Annotated in this window: 12 protein-coding genes; 2 read left to right on the forward strand and 10 right to left on the reverse strand. The window is 64.0% G+C overall.

The features are described from left to right. Window positions 1-9 precede the first annotated feature (9 nt). Window positions 10-924 carry a helix-turn-helix domain-containing protein gene (locus ACMCNM_RS17100; protein WP_412765002.1) on the forward strand — a complete coding sequence of 305 codons (915 nt, stop codon included), beginning with the start codon at window positions 10-12 and terminating at the stop codon, window positions 922-924. Window positions 925-985: 61 nt separating this feature from the next. Here ACMCNM_RS17100 and ACMCNM_RS17105 read toward each other — a convergent pair whose 3' ends face one another. From ACMCNM_RS17105 to ACMCNM_RS17125, 5 genes are all read right to left on the reverse strand, one after another. Then, window positions 986-1,759 (reverse strand): IclR family transcriptional regulator, encoded by a 774-nt coding sequence (locus ACMCNM_RS17105; protein WP_238213640.1) that lies wholly within the window; start codon window positions 1,757-1,759, stop codon window positions 986-988. Window positions 1,760-1,829: 70 nt separating this feature from the next. Continuing rightward, on the reverse strand, window positions 1,830-3,287 hold the full coding sequence (locus tag ACMCNM_RS17110) for an amidase (protein WP_412765003.1): 1,458 nt from the start codon (window positions 3,285-3,287) through the stop codon (window positions 1,830-1,832). Next, on the reverse strand, window positions 3,284-4,594 hold the full coding sequence (locus tag ACMCNM_RS17115; RefSeq protein ID WP_412765004.1) for a citrate-proton symporter: 1,311 nt from the start codon (window positions 4,592-4,594) through the stop codon (window positions 3,284-3,286). Before ACMCNM_RS17115 ends, ACMCNM_RS17110 begins: the two co-directional genes overlap by 4 nt. 80 nt (window positions 4,595-4,674) lie before the next feature. After that, window positions 4,675-5,850 (reverse strand): M20 aminoacylase family protein, encoded by a 1,176-nt coding sequence (locus tag ACMCNM_RS17120; protein WP_412765005.1) that lies wholly within the window; start codon window positions 5,848-5,850, stop codon window positions 4,675-4,677. Window positions 5,851-6,146: 296 nt separating this feature from the next. Then, a complete protein-coding gene (locus ACMCNM_RS17125; RefSeq protein WP_412765006.1) occupies window positions 6,147-6,968 on the reverse strand; it encodes an RHS repeat-associated core domain-containing protein in 822 nt (273 codons plus the stop codon). 159 nt (window positions 6,969-7,127) lie between these two features. On the opposite strand from ACMCNM_RS17125, the gene uvrA reads away from it, so the two are divergent. Beyond that, entirely contained in the window at window positions 7,128-9,644 is a 2,517-nt protein-coding gene (gene uvrA, locus ACMCNM_RS17130; protein ID WP_412765007.1) for an excinuclease ABC subunit UvrA, read from the forward strand. A 36-nt stretch (window positions 9,645-9,680) separates the two neighbouring features. On the opposite strand, the gene ACMCNM_RS17135 is transcribed toward uvrA, so the two are convergent. The 5 genes from ACMCNM_RS17135 to peaA all read right to left on the reverse strand — a co-directional run bounded on the left by ACMCNM_RS17135 (window position 9,681) and on the right by peaA (window position 16,008). Continuing rightward, a complete protein-coding gene (locus ACMCNM_RS17135) occupies window positions 9,681-11,354 on the reverse strand; it encodes a fatty acid CoA ligase family protein (protein WP_412765008.1) in 1,674 nt (557 codons plus the stop codon). A gap of 131 nt (window positions 11,355-11,485) precedes the next feature. Beyond that, window positions 11,486-12,607 (reverse strand): quinohemoprotein amine dehydrogenase subunit beta, encoded by a 1,122-nt coding sequence (gene peaD, locus ACMCNM_RS17140; RefSeq protein ID WP_412765009.1) that lies wholly within the window; start codon window positions 12,605-12,607, stop codon window positions 11,486-11,488. A 32-nt stretch (window positions 12,608-12,639) separates the two neighbouring features. Next, window positions 12,640-12,963, reverse strand: a complete 324-nt coding sequence (qhpC, locus tag ACMCNM_RS17145) for a quinohemoprotein amine dehydrogenase subunit gamma (RefSeq protein WP_008091708.1) — start codon at window positions 12,961-12,963, stop codon at window positions 12,640-12,642. 1 nt (window position 12,964) lies between these two features. Continuing rightward, a complete protein-coding gene (peaB, locus tag ACMCNM_RS17150) occupies window positions 12,965-14,395 on the reverse strand; it encodes a quinohemoprotein amine dehydrogenase maturation protein (protein ID WP_027593452.1) in 1,431 nt (476 codons plus the stop codon). A gap of 47 nt (window positions 14,396-14,442) precedes the next feature. Beyond that, window positions 14,443-16,008 carry a quinohemoprotein amine dehydrogenase subunit alpha gene (gene peaA / locus ACMCNM_RS17155; protein ID WP_412765010.1) on the reverse strand — a complete coding sequence of 522 codons (1,566 nt, stop codon included), beginning with the start codon at window positions 16,006-16,008 and terminating at the stop codon, window positions 14,443-14,445. Window positions 16,009-16,532 lie beyond the last annotated feature (524 nt).

A 16,532-nucleotide genomic window follows, 5' to 3' on the forward strand; every position in this document is an offset into this window, starting at 1 on the left:
TACAACACCATGAACAAGATCCCCAATTACGCCCTGTACGGTGAGACTGCACAGCCGGTGTGGCACGAGTCGCTGCATGTGGAGTCGATCTCCAAACGCTCCGGTGCCCACAACTGGGAGATCGCCGCGCACCGTCACGAAGGCCTGCTGCAGTTGCTCTACTTGCAAAGCGGCGGCGGTGAAGTGCTGTTCGACAGTGACCGCGTTCAGGCCCAGGCGCCCTGCGTGGTGTACGTGCCGGCGCAGGTGGTGCATGGCTTCCAGTGGGCCGGTGCGGTCGAGGGCCAGGTGATCACGGCGGCGCAGCACCCGCTGGAAAGCATCACCCAGGTACTGGCGCCGAACCTGCTGGCAACGGTCCGCAAACCCCAGGTGATCGCCCTGCCCCACTGGGAAACCGACGAAGACCCCCTGCTGCCGTTGTGCCGCGCCCTGCACGAGGAATACCACAACCGCGCTCGCGAGCATGTGGCCAGCAGCATGTCACTGTTGCTGACGCTGCTGATCCAGGTGCTGCGCCACGAACCACAGGCCAGTGGTAACGGGCGTCGCCCACCGTCCAGGCGCAGCCAGCAACTGACCGGGTTCCGCGAGCTGGTGGACATGCACTTTCGCGAGCATTGGTCGTTGGGGGCTTATGCCGCTGAACTCGGGCTGACGTTGGCCACGCTGGGGCGGCTGTGCCAGGAACACCTGGGCATGACCCCGATGAATGTCATCAACGCCCGGTTGGTGCTGGAGGCCAAACGGGCGCTGGGGCATTCCAGCCTCAGCGTGAAAGAGATTGCCCATGACCTGGGGTTTGTGGATGTGGGGTATTTCAGCCGGTTTTTTCGCAAGCACTCGGGGGTGAGCCCGAGCGAGTTTCGCGAGGCCGCGTTGGCCCCTTCGCGGGCAAGCCCGCTCCCACAGGCTCCCTGCTAATTCAGCGAGTCTCCACCCTGTGGGAGCGGGCTTGCCCGCGAAGAGGCCAGTACAGGTTTCTTCAAGCCTCTAGCGCATGCTGCACCTGGCCCACTGTCGCCGCCAATCGGTCCAGGTGCAGGCTCAACACCCGCTCCACCGGCGCCTGGTCCACCGGCCAGTGCAGGGCGATGCTGCCCGCCAGTTGCCCCTCGACCCGCACCGGCAAGGCGATCGCCCGGATCAGAAACGGCAACCGCACCGGGTATTCCCAATGCCCCTCGGTGCGCTGGCCAAAGCCCTTGTGCGCATCCTCCTCGATATCGCGCAACAGGCTGTCATCACCCAACCGTTGGTGGCTGGCCAAGCGCTGCACTTCGTCGCCGTCCAGCTCGCCCAGGCACGCGCGCCCCATCGCCGAATGAAACAGGCTGGCATGGTGGCCGACGATCTGGCAGTTGTTCGGGTAGCGCTTGCGCAACACCTGAGGAATGGCGCTTTCCATCACCTCCAGCCGCTCGCCATCGAAGCACGACAGGTCTGCCACCAGCCCGGTGCGTTCACTCAGCTCAAGCAGCCAAGGCGCCGCCTGCTCCACCAGCCGCCGCTTGAAGCGCAACTGGCGGTCGCCGAACAGGCGCCGGGCACACAGGCGATAGCGCCGGTCGCTCAAACCCCGGTAGACCCAACCCTGCTCCTGCAAGGTGGCGAGCATGCGCGAGACCGTGGCCTTGGGCAGCGCCGTCAGGTAATGCAGTTCTTCAAGCCCTAATGCCTGGTGTTCGCCCAGCAAGTCGACGATGGCCAGCGCCCGCTCCACCGAGCGTACGCCGCCACTGTCTGTCATGTTGCCCATGTGTCTGACCTCCCTGTCACTTGGCGGGTTGGTCATCATGCACAGCAAGAACCGCGCCTGCCCAGGGCCTTTACGCAAGTTGCAAGCACGGCGGCGGCCGCCGTTCGACCCAGTGGGTCAATTGCTCATGGGCATGGGCCAGTTGCAACACCGCGTGGTCCGCCTGGGCCGGGCCAATGATTTGCAGGCCCATCGGCAACCCCGTGGTACTGAAACCCACCGGTACACTGATGCTCGGCAGCCCTGCCAGGGTCGGCCCGATTACCACCTCCATCCAGCGGTGATACGTGTCCATCGTTCGCCCTGCGACCGCCTTCGGCCACGCCTGCTGTGCATCGAAAGGGAACACTTGGGCCGAAGGCAACAGCAGGAAATCGTAACGTTCGAACAACCTGCCGAGGGCCTGGTACCACGCACTGCGATCTATCGAAGCCTGGTACACCTGCGCCGCGCTCAGGTGCAAACCGCCCTCGACTTCCCACTGCGCCTCAGGCTTGAGCAGGGCACGCTTGCCCGGGTCGGCATAGGCCGCGCCGAGGGTGCCGTGCACCAGGAAGTGGCGGTGGGTCAGCCAGCATTGCCAGAGGCGCGCCAAGTCAAAGGCCGGCTGGCAGGCCTCGATCTGGCAACCCAGCTCGGCAAAATCCGTCAGGGCCGACTCGCACAGGCTCAGCACTCCGTCTTCCATCGGCAGGTAGCCGTCATAATCGCCCAGCCAGCCCAGCCGCGCGCCCTTGAAGTCGCGCTGCAACCCTTCGGCGAAATCAACCTTGCCGCCACTCAGCGACAACGGCACCCTTGCATCGAAGCCTGCCTGGGTCGTCAACAGCCGCGCGACATCGACCACGCTGCGCCCCATCGGCCCTTCGGTGGCCAGTTGCTGCAGGAACACCTCCGGCGCCGGCCCATGCGGCACCCGCCCCTGGGACGGGCGCAGGCCGAACACGTTGTTGAACGCCGCCGGGTTGCGCAGCGAGCCCATCATGTCGCTGCCATCGGCCACCGGCAGCAAACGCAGGGCCAAGGCCGCCGCGGCCCCGCCACTGCTGCCACCGGCCACCCGGCTTGGGTCGTAGGCATTGAGGGTGGTGCCAAACAGGGTGTTGTAGCTTTGCGAGCCCAGGCCGAACTCCGGCACGTTGCTCTTGCCGACGATGATCGCCCCACTGGCCCTGACCCTTGCCACGCTGACCGCATCGTGTTCGGGCACCTGCTCAGCGAACAGCGGCGAACCCAGGGTGGTGCGCAGCCCGGCCGTGGCAGCAAGGTCTTTGATTGCCTGGGGCATGCCCTGCATCCAGCCCCTTGACTGCCCCCGCGCCAGTTCACCGTCGCGCTCATCGGCTTCGGCCAGCAGCACCTCGGCCGCACGCAGCGACACCAGCGCATTGACCTGCGGGTTGAAACGCTCGATATGGGCGAGGTACGCCAGCATCACCTCACGGCACGATACGTGGCGGGCATGAATCGCGCGGGACAACGCCGCGGCATCCAGCGCTACGATTGGGTCGATGGCTAGCGGCTTCACGGTTTCACTCCAAGGTTGAACGCGACAGCTTTACCCGCACGCGGCGCTTCTTTCAGGCAGTAGGTGCCCAACAGCGTCAGCAGGCAAGCGAACAGTACATAGAACGACGGCGCCACCGGCGTGTTCAGGGCTTTGCTCAGCCAGGTGACGATCAGCGGCGCAAAGCCGCCGAACACCATCACCGCCACGTTGTAGGCCACCGACACCCCGGTCGAACGCACCTCGACCGGGAACTGCTCGGCCAGGGCAGTCGGCGCCGGGCCAAAGAACCCGCCGATGGCGGTGCACAGCAGCAGCTGCATCACCAGCAGGCGCTCGATCGACGGCGCCGCCGCCACCCACACGTACAACGGATAAACCATCACGAAGAAGGCCAGGGTGAAGGCCATTAGTACCGGTCGCCGGCCCAGCCGGTCAGACAAGGCCCCCGCCAGCGGGATGACCACGGTCATCAACCCCACCGCGAGCATCTGCACCAACAGCACCTGGTCCAGCGGCAACCCGAGGTTCTTGTGGGCGAAGGTCGGCATGTTCACCAGCACCACGTAGAACGATACCGTGGCGCCACACGCCAGGCCCATCGACACCAGCAGGCTGCGGCGGTGTTCCCGCAGTACCTGCCACAGCCCCGGCGCCTGGCCCTTGGCCTGTTTACGCGCCTCGAGGAACTCTTCGGGTTCTTCCATGTGCTTGCGAATCCACAGCCCCACCGGGCCAATCAGCAGGCCAAGCACGAACGGGATTCGCCAGCCCCAGCTGTCCAGCGCCTCAGGCGTGCACAGGTGCGTCACCAACGCCACCATCGCCGCCCCCGAGAACACCGCCAGGCACTGCCCCACCAGTTGCCAGGAGCCATACAGGCCTTTGCGATGGGAGGGTGCGCTTTCCACCAGAAACGCTGTTGCGCTGGCGTATTCGCCCCCTGTAGCGAAGCCCTGGAGCATGCGCGCCACCACGATCAGCAACGGCGCGCCCATGCCGATGGCGAGGTAGTTGGGCGCAAAGGCGATCATGGCGATGGACACGGTCATCAGGCGGATGATCAGCTGCATGGCCGCCTTGCGGCCTTTGCGGTCGGCGTACATGCCCAGCAGCACGCCGCCCACCGGGCGCATGAAAAAGCCCACGCCGAAGGTGGCCAGGGCCATCAGCAGCGAGGCGTATTCGTCGTCGGAGGGGAAGAACTGCCGGGCGATGATGCTCGCCAGAAAGCCGTACACGATAAAGTCATACCACTCCAGCGCATTGCCGATGACGGCAGCGACCACCTGCCGGGTACGCGACACGCCTGTGCTCGAAGTCTGCATAGGGAACACTCCATTCATCTGTTGGGTGATGACCCAGGCACAGCCGCGCCCAGGTTCCAGCGGCAGTCGTCAAATAAAGGTCAGGCGGGCTCGAGCCAGCGCTCGGCAAGCGCGCCCCAATAGGCGGCGCCGGTCAGCAGAATGTCGTCGTTGAAGTCATAGGCTGGGTTGTGCACCATCGGCCGCGACACGCCATTGCCGATGAACAGGTAGGCGCCCGGGCAACGTTGCAGCATCCAGGCGAAATCCTCGCTGCCCATCAATTTGCGGGTGTTGCCGTCCACCGCGTCGGCACCGAGCAGCTCCACGCCCACTTCTTGGGCGAAGGCGTTCTCTGCGGCATGGTTGACCAGTACCGGGTACGCCGGCCGGTGTTCGATGCTGGCGGTGCAGCCAAAACTCTCGGCTTGGCTAACGATGATCGCGCGTACTCGCGCCAGGGTCTGCGCCCGCACCTCGGCATTCAGCGCCCGCAGGCTCAGGCGCAGCACCGCCTGCTGCGGAATCACGTTGGCCGCCTCGCCCGCCTGCAGTGCCCCCACAGTGACCACTGCGGCTTCCTGGGCATCGATATTGCGCGCCACCACCGTCTGCAACGCCATCACCACACTGGCCGCTGCCACCAGCGGGTCGACGGTCAGGTGCGGCATCGAGCCATGCCCGCCGACGCCTTCGAGGGTTACGCTGAGCAAATCCTGCGAGGCCATCATCGGCCCCTCGCGAAAGCCCAGGTGCCCTGCCGGCAGCCCCGGCATGTTGTGCATGCCGAACAGTGCATCACAGGGGAAGCGCTCCAGCAATCCGTCGGCGAGCATCGCCTCGGCGCCGCCCTGGCCCTCTTCGGCCGGCTGGAAGATCAGCGTCAGCGTGCCGTCGAACTGCCGGGTCGCCGCCAGGTAACGTGCAGCGCCCAGCAGCATGGTGGTGTGGCCATCATGGCCGCAGGCGTGCATGCAGCCTTGGTGCCGGCTGCTGTAGGCCGCTCCGGTGGCCTCATGGATCGGCAGCGCGTCCATGTCGGCGCGAAGCCCCAGCTTGCGTGGGCTGCTGCCGTTGCGCAGCACCCCCACCACGCCGGTCTTGCCGACACCGGTGTGAACCTCGTAGCCCCACGCTTGCAGCAGCCGAGCGACCAGCGCCGATGTGCGGCTTTCTTCAAAACCCAGTTCCGGGTGTGCATGGATGTCGTGACGGATGGCGTGCAGGTCGCTGGCCACGTCGTTGAGCCAAGCCAGGATGTGTTGATGTCGGGACATGCGGAATCTCCTTGCGCGGGTATGTTCCCGTTCTTGTTGTTCGCGTTGAGATCACGACGGGGAAGGCAGGTCGTGTTGGCTGACAGATAAACGCGAGTGATGGGGGGAGCACAATCGAATGTGGTTCCGCAGGGTGGAACTGGGCATGGGGGATTGCATGCGGGCCGCCAGGTGAACGGTTTGAGATCTTCAACGCCTAGGAGATGGAGCGCCGCCCGCGCGGCGCTTCGCAGCACAAGGCTGCTCCATCTGTTTCGGGCCAATTATTCCTGTGGTATGGCGCGCGGGCGACGTACCTAACCGCCGCCCCTCACTGTTTTGATTTGTACCAACAGGACCTCCTCTGGCCTGGGGCTTAGGATCGCCGACTCTTGACCACGCATACGATTCCAGCCAGCAGCTTCTTTCAGCGACTCCCAGAACAGCTCAGGCAGTGGGAGCCTGTTCGCCGTGGCCTCTTGAATCGTCGACGTTAAGTCGGTGTACAACTGTCTCAACTTGCCCACACCCGCCACGGATGCAGCCCCTATGCCGACTAGCGTGGATGCCTCACTCGCTAGCGAACCCATTGGAAATGCATAGGCCATCGCAACGCCAGGGACTTTTGTCAACGTACTCACCAACCCTCCATTGAATATCAACGCATTGTTAGTGCGGCTCGATGCATCGTATTCCGGTGGCACAGGCCTCCCTTGGGCCTTGGCAACCGATCTTCTGACGATAGTTTTCGAGGCTTTATTCAACGCAGACAACATGCCCACAGTTCCCCATACCAAGCCTGTCCCCTGGCCGAATATGCGCGTAGCGGAATGGCCGTCACGGTCAACATTGTTAACAGGATCCCCCAAGCAGTACGCATAGGCATTGAGCCCACCTCGGCCGAAAGGGCTAAAAGCATCCGGGCTGTAAAAGCGCATCAGCCCTGTACCGTAGGCACGCTTGCCGTTGCCAATCAGATAACCATTTGGCAGTAGCGCATTCGGTTCTCCAACAAACGCTAAGCGTGGGCCGCCCCTGCCCACGTGATAACCATAGGGCGCATAAGCCCGCAATGGGGGGGCCCTGAACATCTGGAGCGAGGGTTGCTTATCATTGGGTAATAGTGCCGTTGTTTGCATGTTTCGAGCCTGCTCAACCTGTGTTTAGAGGGCCAGGCTATTCATATGAATTGGCGTACATAACTCTCAGAACTACTGAAGGGAATCATTTTCCCGTCACTGTCTTTGCTGTTACTGGTACCGTTGGCGCACCGTTCAGCCACAGCCTAGGACTGCGTCATGCCTCCAAGCCAAACCACCCCAAACGGCTTCGTCCGCGTCCGTGGCGCCCGCGAGCACAACCTCAAGAACATCGATGTCGATATCCCCCGCGACGCGCTGGTGGTGTTCACCGGTGTATCGGGCTCTGGCAAGTCTTCGCTGGCCTTCTCCACCCTGTATGCCGAAGCCCAACGCCGCTACTTCGAGTCCGTCGCGCCCTATGCCCGGCGCCTGATCGACCAGGTTGGCGTGCCCGATGTGGACGCCATCGAAGGCCTGCCGCCGGCGGTGGCGCTGCAACAGCAACGCGGCACGCCCAGCGCGCGGTCCTCAGTGGGCAGCGTCACCACACTGTCCAGCTCGATCCGCATGCTTTACTCGCGCGCCGGCCATTACCCGGCCGGGCACGCGATGCTGTATGCCGAAGACTTCTCGCCCAACACCCCCCAGGGCGCCTGCCCCGAATGCCACGGCCTGGGCCGCGTCTATGAAGTGACCGAGGCAACCCTGGTCCCAGACCCTTCACTGACCATCCGCGAGCGCGCAGTGGCGGCCTGGCCCATGGCCTGGCAGGGCCAGAACCTGCGCGACATCCTGGTAACCCTGGGCTATGACGTCGATATTCCCTGGCGTGACTTGCCACAAGCGCAGCGCGACTGGATCCTGTTCACCGAAGAAACCCCCACCGCCCCGGTGTACGCCGGCCTGACCCCGGCGCAAACCCGCGCCGCCCTCAAGCGCAAGCAGGAGCCCAGCTACCAGGGCACGTTCAGCGGCGCCCGGCGCTACGTACTGCACACCTTCATGCACTCGCAAAGCGCGCAGATGCGCAAGCGCGTGTCTCAGTTCATGCGCCCAAGCCCCTGCCCGCTGTGCGCGGGCAAACGCCTCAAGCGCGAAGCGCTGAGCGTGACCTTCGCAGGCCTGGACATCGCCGAGCTGTCGCACCTCTCGTTGCAGGCGCTGGCCGAGGTGTTCCGCACGGTGGCAGCGCCGGCCTACCTGGACCAGCACCAGGGCGACCTGACCTTGGAAAAACGCCTGGCCGCCCAGCGTATCGCCCATGAGTTGCTGGAGCGCATCGACACCCTGCTCGACCTCGGGCTGGGCTACCTGGCCCTGGAGCGCAGCACCCCGAGCCTGTCCTCAGGTGAGCTGCAGCGGCTGCGCCTGGCCACCCAGCTCAACTCGCAACTGTTCGGCGTGATCTATGTGCTCGACGAGCCTTCGGCCGGCTTGCATCCTGCCGACAGCGAGGCCTTGTTCGAAGCCTTGCAGCGCCTGAAACAGGCTGGCAACTCGGTCTATGTGGTGGAGCACGACCTCGACACCATGCGCCGCGCCGACTGGCTGGTGGATGTTGGCCCTGCCGCCGGTGAACACGGCGGCACCATCCTTTACAGCGGCCCGCCCGAGGGGCTCGCCCGGGTCGAGCAATCGTGCACACGTGCCTACCTGTTCGGCGAGCACGCCCAGGCCGTTCGCACACCGCGCCAGGCGCAGGACTGGCTAGCGCTGGAGGGCATCACCCGTAACAACCTCGACAACCTCAGCGCTCAGTTCCCGTTGGGGTGCTTCACCGCCGTGACGGGTATTTCCGGTTCGGGTAAATCCAGCCTGGTCAGCCAGGCGCTTCTGGAACTGGTGGGCGCGCACCTGGGCCATGCCGAACAGCCTGCCGAGCGCGAAGAACAGAACCTGGAGGACGACCCCGAACCAACCAGCAGCGGCCGGGTAAAGGCAGGGCTGGGCAGCATCAAGCGCCTCGTGCAGGTCGATCAGAAACCCATCGGCCGTACCCCCCGCTCCAACCTGGCCACCTACACCGGCCTGTTCGACGCCGTGCGCAAACTGTTCGCTGCCACCGACCACGCCAAGGCACAAGGCTTCGATGCCGGGCGTTTCTCCTTCAACGTCGCCAAGGGCCGCTGTGCAACCTGCGAGGGCGAAGGGTTTGTCAGCGTCGAGCTGTTGTTCATGCCCAGTGTCTACGCGCCCTGCCCGACCTGCCACGGTGCCCGCTACAACCCCGAGACACTGGCGGTGACCTGGCAAGGGATGAACATCGCCCAGGTGCTGCAACTGACGGTCGAACACGCCATGGCGGTGTTCGCCGAACAGCCGTCAGTACGGCGCAGCCTGCAAGTGCTGCAGGATATCGGCCTGGGTTACCTGCGCCTGGGCCAACCGGCTACGGAGCTGTCTGGCGGCGAAGCGCAACGCATCAAGCTGGCCACCGAGTTGCAGCGCACGGCGCGCGGGGCGACGTTGTATGTACTGGATGAACCCACCAACGGCCTGCATCCCCAGGATATCGACCGGTTACTGGTACAACTCAACCGTCTGGTGGATGCCGGGCACAGCGTGGTGGTGGTCGAGCATGACATGCGCGTGGTCGCGCAAAGCGACTGGGTGATCGATATCGGGCCGGGGGCTGGGGATGCGGGGGGCAAGGTTGTGGCCAGTGGCACACCGCAGGCCGTCGCCGGGTGCGTTGAAAGCCGTACCGCCAACTTCCTGGCCAAGGCGTTGTAGCGGTGCTGGGCACCGGCCTCGCCGGTGCCCATGCCATTACCCCGCCGACAGTTCCGCGATGCTGATCTCGCGCATGCGAAACTTCTGCACCTTGCCGGTCACCGTCATCGGGAACTCATCGACGAAGCGGAAATAGCGCGGCACCTTGAAGTGCGCAATCCGCGCCCGCGCCCAGTCACGCAGCTCGTCTTCAGTGGCTGCTTGCCCCGGGTGCAAGCGCACCCAGGCGACGATCTCCTCGCCATACTTGCTGCAGGGCACACCAATCACCTGCACATCGGCCACCGCTGGATGGGTGAAGAAGAACTCTTCCAGCTCACGTGGGTAGATGTTCTCGCCACCTCGAATGATCATGTCCTTGCTGCGCCCGACGATGCGCACATAGCCCTGCTCGTCCATTACCGCCAAGTCACCGGTGTGCATCCAACCCTCGGCATCGATGCTCTCTGCCGTGGCCTTGGGGTTGTTCCAGTAACCCAGCATTACGCTGTAACCGCGGGTGCACAGTTCACCGATCTCGCCGCGTGGGGCTGTGCGGCCATCGGCATCGATGACTTTGTTCTCCAACCGTGGCTGGGTACGGCCGACGCTGGTCACGCGGCGTTCCAGGTCGTCATTGGCACCGGTTTGCAAGGACACCGGGCTGGTTTCAGTCATGCCATACGCGATCTGCACCTCGGCCATGTGCATCTCGTCGATGACCCGTCGCATCACTTCGATCGGGCAGGTCGCGCCGGCCATGATCCCGGTGCGCAGGCTCGACAGGTCGAAGGCACTGCGTTGCGGGTGGTCCAGTTCAGCGATGAACATGGTGGGCACGCCGTACAGCGCGGTGGCCTTTTCCTCGGCCACTGCGCGCAACGTGGCGAGTGGGTCAAAGGCGTCGTTGGGGTAGATCAAGGTGCTGCCGTGGGTCATGCAGCCCAGGTTGGCCATGACCATGCCGAAACAGTGGTACAGCGGCACCGGCACCACCAGCCGATCGTGCTCGGTCAGGCCCAGGCTTTCGCCCACCATGTAGCCGTTGTTGAGGATGTTGCTGTGACTCAGCGTGGCCCCCTTGGGAAAGCCGGTGGTGCCGGAGGTGTACTGGATGTTGATCGGGTCGTCACAGTGCAGTTGCGCCTGGCGGGTGGCCAACGCTTCGGCGCTGATGGCGTCGGCGCGGGCCTGCAGGGCATGCCAGGCGAGAAAGCCCGGTGGCGGTGAGGCAGCCAGGCTCACGACCCCGCGCAATTCGGGGAACCGTTCACAGGCCAGCGCGCCCGGGTGGCCCTCGGCCAGGCCCGGGATCAGGCCCAGCAGCATGGCATGGTAGTCGGAGGTCTTGAAGGCATCGGCGCAGATCACCCAGCGGCAACCCGCCTGGCCCAGGGCGTAGTCCAGCTCGCTTGCGCGGTAGGCTGGGTTGATGTTGACCAGGATCGCACCGACTTTGGCGCTGGCGAACTGGGTGATGCACCACTCGGCACAGTTGGGGGCCCAGATGCCCAGGCGGTCGCCGGCTTGCACGCCCAATGCCATGAGGGCGCGCGCGTGCTGGTCGACCGCCTCGGCCAGTTGCCGCCAGGTGTAGCGCAAGGCCTGGTGGCGGACCACCAGGGCTTCGCGGTCGGGAAAGCGAGCCACGGTGGTGTCGAAGGCGTCGCCGATGCAGTGGGTAAGCAGGGGTTTGTCCTGGTTGCCCTGGGAATAGCTTGGCTGGGGCATGGGCGTTCTCTTGTTGTTCTTGTGTTGTTTGAACCGGCCTCTTCGCAGCACAAGGCTGCTCCTACAATGGAACGCGGTGGCCTGTAGGAGCAGCCTTGTGCTGCGAAGAGGCCGGTAAGTTCACCCTGTATCTAGCGGATAAACACCTGCGGCGTAGTGGTCGACATGTCCCCACCCGGCAGCTTGATGTTCTTCACCTTCTGCAGCGTTTCGGGGTCGAACACCGCCAGGTCATTGAAGGTGCCGCCCAGGTACAGCTTGTCGCCCTTCTTGTCGAAGGTCACGCAGTAGTAGGTGTGTTCAAGGTTAGCCGCCTTGATCAGCTTGCGTTCCTTGATGTCATACCGCGCCAGGCGGTTGAGCACGCCGTAGATCTGGTTCGGGTCCTTCGGCGAGCGCAACCCGGTGAAGTACAGCTCGGTCAGGTCGGCGAACTCCTGGGTGTGGGTCTTGCCGGTTTTCAGGTCGACACTCAGGTAACCGTACAGCAGTTCAGCGGTATTTGGGTCCTGCTTCTCGTCCTTGAACTTGGCAATCGTATAGAGCATCGAGAACTCGTGCCGAGGGCTCTGATGCGGCCAGAAATACAGCACATCCGGGGCGCTGTAGCCGGGCCGGTTCCAGGTGCGCAGCGGCAATGCCACCTCGTACTTGCCGGTTTGCACGTCCATCTTGTAGATGTCCGGGCCCGCCACGAACAAGCTGCCGTCGTCAGCGGCGCGCATCAGGTACACCTGGCGCGGCATCGGGAAGGTACGCGCAGGTTTCGCATCAAGGCCATCGGCCGTGCGGAACACCTCCAGGCGCGGCGGCTTGACCACATAGTGATCGTTCAGGCGTTGGGTCGGGTTGACGGTGGCATACACCTCTTTGCCATCAGGGCTGATGGCAAACGAATACATCGACTTGCCGACCTCCCCTGGCACGCTGGACAAGTTGGCGTGGAAGGTGGTCTTGCAGGTGTCCAGGTCAATGCCGTAGATGTCGGCGTAGTGGTTGTTGAGGATGTAGGCGGTACGGTTGTCCGGCGCCATCATCGCGGTGCCGGGGCCGAACGCATCGGGCATGTGGCAGCTCTTGTACAGCGCATCGCTGGCCACATCGACCACATGCAGGTTGTTCGGGTAGTTGGTCACGATCAGGTATTCATGGCCAGCCTTCAAGGCCGGCCCGGTGTCGTCAGCCTGTACCGCCCAGGCGCTGGCCGTGGCGGCGACGGTGAGCGCGAGCTGCGCGCAGAGTCCAGGTTTCATGCGGTTTCCCCTTGTCATTCTTGTTGGGCCGGTCACTTGTCTTTCGGGAACACGGTGCCGAGGTTGCGCCAGTCGTCCTGGGAGTTGGTCGCCTGGGCGTTCCAGTCCTGGTAGGTGCTCATCATGTCTGGCACCTGCGCTGGCCACCAGCAAGGGTCGGAACAGCCGTAAAGGTCGGCTTCCATGGGCTGGCACAGCGAGCTCACGCCACCAAAGGCGTCCACTTCCCAACCCGGGTCGGTGGTGGCGGTACAGCCTGCCACCGCGCTCATCGCCATGACTTCTTCGACACGGTCTTCGGCAGCGGCCTGCTCGAGGATGCGCGCCTTGTTGTTCAGGGGCTTCAAGTGCTTCATGTCAGTGCGCCTTCCGCGGGGTGATGTAGCGGTCGATGAAGGCCGGGTTGGCGGCCATGATGCGGCTGTAGACCTCGATGCCGAAGTCGACCCAGTCGCGCATCAGCTCGCAGTAGTGGTAGGTCGGGTGCTGCGGGTCGCCGTAGCGGGCATAGCTCTCGTGGTAGCAGCCACCGGAGCACAGGTTGCGAATACGGCAGCTCTCGCAGCCGGTGTTGCTGCGGTCCAGGCGTTGCGACAGGAAGTCATTGAGCTGGGCCTGCTTCACACCTTGGTGCACGTTGCCGAACGTCGGCAGGCTGGAGCCGGTGAAGCGGTGGCACAGGTTCAATTCACCTTCATGGTCTACCGCCAGCATTTTCAGCCCGGCGCCGCACGGCAGGGCCTTCTTGTGGCCCTCGTGGATGTCGGTGATCAGTTGGTGCAGGTTGGAAAAGCCGATGTTGCGGTGCTCCAGCGCGGCTTCCAGGTAGCGACGGCCCAGGGCCTTCATGTTGGCGAACACCTGCACCAGTTCGTCGCTGGTGAGGTTGAATGCCGACAGGTCGCCCGAGGTCACCGGGGCGAAGCCGACTTCGGCAAAGCCCATCTCGTTGAACAGGTGATTCCAGATGGTCTCGACATCGGTGATGCCACGGGTCAGGGTGACCCGCGCGCCCACCGGGCGACTGGTATAGCGTGACAACAGCATCTCGGCCTTGCGCCGCACCACATCATAGGTGCCCTGCCCGCCCACGGTGATGCGGTTGCGGTCGTGCACGGTCTTCGGCCCATCGATGCTGATCGACAACCCGAAACGGTGGGCGTTGAGCCAGTCGATGATCTCTTCAGTGAGCAAGGTGGCGTTGGTGGTCATGATGAACTCCACCTGCTTGCCGGCCTCGGCGAAACGCCGCTCGCAGTAAGCGACCATGTGCTCGATCAAAGGCCGGTTGGACAACGGCTCGCCACCGAAGAACACCACGCTGTAGCGTTGCTCGTCAGGGGACTCCTTGAGCAGCATCTCCACCGAGGCCTCGGCGGTAGCGGTGCTCATCTTCTTGCCGGCAGAGGGTTTGTCCAGGTCTTCCTTGTAGCAATAGGTGCAGCTGAGGTTACAGCCGGTGTTGACGTTGAGCACCACCGTGTTCAACGCCGTGCGCTCGACCTGCTTGAGGGCGATTTCCGGCGTCAGTGGTGAGCCGTCGCTGACCACTTCCAGGGCGATCAGCTCGCGCAGGGTGTCCTGGATGTCGGCACCGGCAAACTGCTGACCGAGGCGCTGCATCAGCTCCTCGGCGGAGCAGCCTTGCTGGCGCAGGGTGTCGATGATGCCGCCGGTCACCGCGTCGGTGGCGAACAGCGAACTGCTAGGGATGTGGAACAGCATGCGGTCGGCATCCACCTGCACTTCGTGCAGGTTGCGTTCGACCAGGTTCAATAGTGCGCCCATGGCGACCTCCGATAATCGATCCGTTGGAAAACGCGTTCACACCTGCCTTATGGCAAGGGCGGGTTGTTCCAGCGTTGGACGGTGACGATCATGTGGCCCTCGCCGGTCTGGCCGCCGTCAGCCAGGGTGGCGATGACTTTCAGGTTGCCGGCGTTGTTGGTCATCATCTTGCGTGCCGGGTTAGGCCCCGCACTGCCGGGTACGAAGACGCCGTCGGCCTGCATCTGCCCGGCGAACTTGACGTCCTCGTCCTCGACGGCACGCTCGTTGAACGGCTCGACCTTCCATTGGGCGGGCAGGTAACCGATGCGCAGCGGCTGGCCGCTGGCGTCCTTCCCCCAGGCTTCGGCTTCGAAGCGCCCCTGCACCTTCGGCACGGACGCGCCGTTTTCGCCAATGCGGGCAATGGAGAACGCCGGCACCACCTTGACCTCGTCGACCTTGTCGTAAACCGCCAGGTTGACGCCCTTGAGTGCGCCCACTGCAACGTCTCGCTGGCCTGGCTTGGCGTCTGCCGCCGCGCGCGCCTTGACCCGCACCAGGGTCGGGGTGGCCTCCAGCACTTCTGTCACTTCAACACCTGCGCCCAGTTCCGGCTTGCCCGTCAGGCCGCTGCCGACCAGGGTGATCTCGCTTTCGCTGCCCACCTTGATGAAGGCCGGCTGCACTGCCAGCAGGCGTGCCTTGCCGTCTTTCACCGCGCTGAAGTCCAGGCCGCGCTCGTCGTGATCGGCCTCGAACATGCGGCCTTTCATCTCGCCATCCAGTGCCGCGAATACCTGGCGTAGGTTGCTGTCACCCACCTTCACGTTGCCGCGCCATTCATAGCCGTTGTAGAGGATCGCCGAGCCGCTGCCATTGAACGGCGTGCCGTCGGCGTAGCTGCCTTTGACCTCGACCTTGAAGGTGTCAGCCTCCCCTGCACTGACCGTCATCACCCCACGGACATCGCCTTTGGCCAGCATGTGACCGCTGAACGCCCACTGCCCTGGCAAGGCATCGGCCTTGGGCCGGGCCTGTTGCCATTCGGCCCAGGCCGGGCTGTCGAGCGGGTAGCGCTTGGCCAGGTCCGGCACCATTTGCTTGAGGGCGATTTCAAGCCAGTCGCGGTCACGCGCCTGGGCCTGGTATTCGAGAGACGGCCATTGGCCGAGGTGGAAGTTGACCAGGTGTTCCCATTCCTGGGCCGGGCGACGCTGCAGGGCAACGCGGGCACCGGAGTGGCAACGGCCACAGGTTTCGCTGAGCTGTTGGTCGAAGTGTTCGACGGTGTTCAGCCGCCGCTCCATGGCGTAGCGCACGCCATCGGTCTCGCTGGGCGCCAGCCCCTGCTTGTCGGCCAGGTACTTGACCAGGGTGCGCCGGTCATCGTCGCTGATCTGCAGGCCGTGCATGACCTGCATGCGGGCGATGCTCATCAGCCAGCCTTCCGGCGTTTTGCGCTGATGGCTGATACGGCTGTAGGTGTCGTTGCCTTCGGGGATATGGCACCCCATGCACTTGGTTTGCAACAGGTTAGGGCCCTGCTCGGCCGCCATGGCCTGGGTGCTCAGCAGCGCGGCGGCGACCAGCGCCAGTTTGCCCGCATGCCGGCGGAGTCGAGTCGTCTTCAAGGTCAGACCTCCACGGTTGTTGTTCTTATCGTTCTCGCACGCTTTGGTACAGCAGGTGTGCATGTGACAGTCGTGATACAGAAACTGTGCCACATACTGGAAAGTTGTTGTATTTCAGCCTCTTAGTAGGTTTCGCGTGGTTGCGCAGGCACGCCGGGGTAGAGCCGAAGCGTGCCATTTCGCGACAGGGTGTTTCATCCTGAGACAGGGCCTGCTCTGCAGGCCATTCGCGGGGCAAGCCCGCTCCCACTGAAACGGCGCAGCGGCTGAGTTCGGCTCTATCCCTGTGGGAGCGGGCTTGATCTCACCGAAACGGCGCAGCACCTGAATTCGGCTCTATCCCTGTGGGAGCGGGCTTGATCTCACCGAAACGGCGCAGCACCTGAATTCGGCTCTATCCCTGTGGGAGCGGGCTTGCCCCGCGAAGAGGCCTGTATAGCCACTGTTCCACAACCGTCTCACACCGTCTCAATGTGCAACAGCGCACGCCCGCAATCACAACCTTGCACCCAGGCAAAACCCAA

It is taken from the genome of Pseudomonas sp. NGC7, assembly GCF_047159675.1.
In the GTDB taxonomy this organism is placed as follows: domain Bacteria; phylum Pseudomonadota; class Gammaproteobacteria; order Pseudomonadales; family Pseudomonadaceae; genus Aquipseudomonas; species Aquipseudomonas kermanshahensis.

Bases quoted from the DNA above. Each gene is read 5' to 3' on its own strand.
- ACMCNM_RS17100 (WP_412765002.1), top strand. From the start codon at position 10: ATGAACAAGATCCCCAATTACGCCCTGTACGGTGAGACTGCACAGCCG.
- ACMCNM_RS17105 (WP_238213640.1), bottom strand. From the start codon at position 1,759: ATGGGCAACATGACAGACAGTGGCGGCGTACGCTCGGTGGAGCGGGCG.
- ACMCNM_RS17115 (WP_412765004.1), bottom strand. From the start codon at position 4,594: ATGCAGACTTCGAGCACAGGCGTGTCGCGTACCCGGCAGGTGGTCGCT.
- ACMCNM_RS17120 (WP_412765005.1), bottom strand. From the start codon at position 5,850: ATGTCCCGACATCAACACATCCTGGCTTGGCTCAACGACGTGGCCAGC.
- ACMCNM_RS17125 (WP_412765006.1), bottom strand. From the start codon at position 6,968: ATGCAAACAACGGCACTATTACCCAATGATAAGCAACCCTCGCTCCAG.
- uvrA (WP_412765007.1), top strand. From the start codon at position 7,128: ATGCCTCCAAGCCAAACCACCCCAAACGGCTTCGTCCGCGTCCGTGGC.
- ACMCNM_RS17135 (WP_412765008.1), bottom strand. From the start codon at position 11,354: ATGCCCCAGCCAAGCTATTCCCAGGGCAACCAGGACAAACCCCTGCTT.
- peaD (WP_412765009.1), bottom strand. From the start codon at position 12,607: ATGAAACCTGGACTCTGCGCGCAGCTCGCGCTCACCGTCGCCGCCACG.
- qhpC (WP_008091708.1), bottom strand. From the start codon at position 12,963: ATGAAGCACTTGAAGCCCCTGAACAACAAGGCGCGCATCCTCGAGCAG.
- peaB (WP_027593452.1), bottom strand. From the start codon at position 14,395: ATGGGCGCACTATTGAACCTGGTCGAACGCAACCTGCACGAAGTGCAG.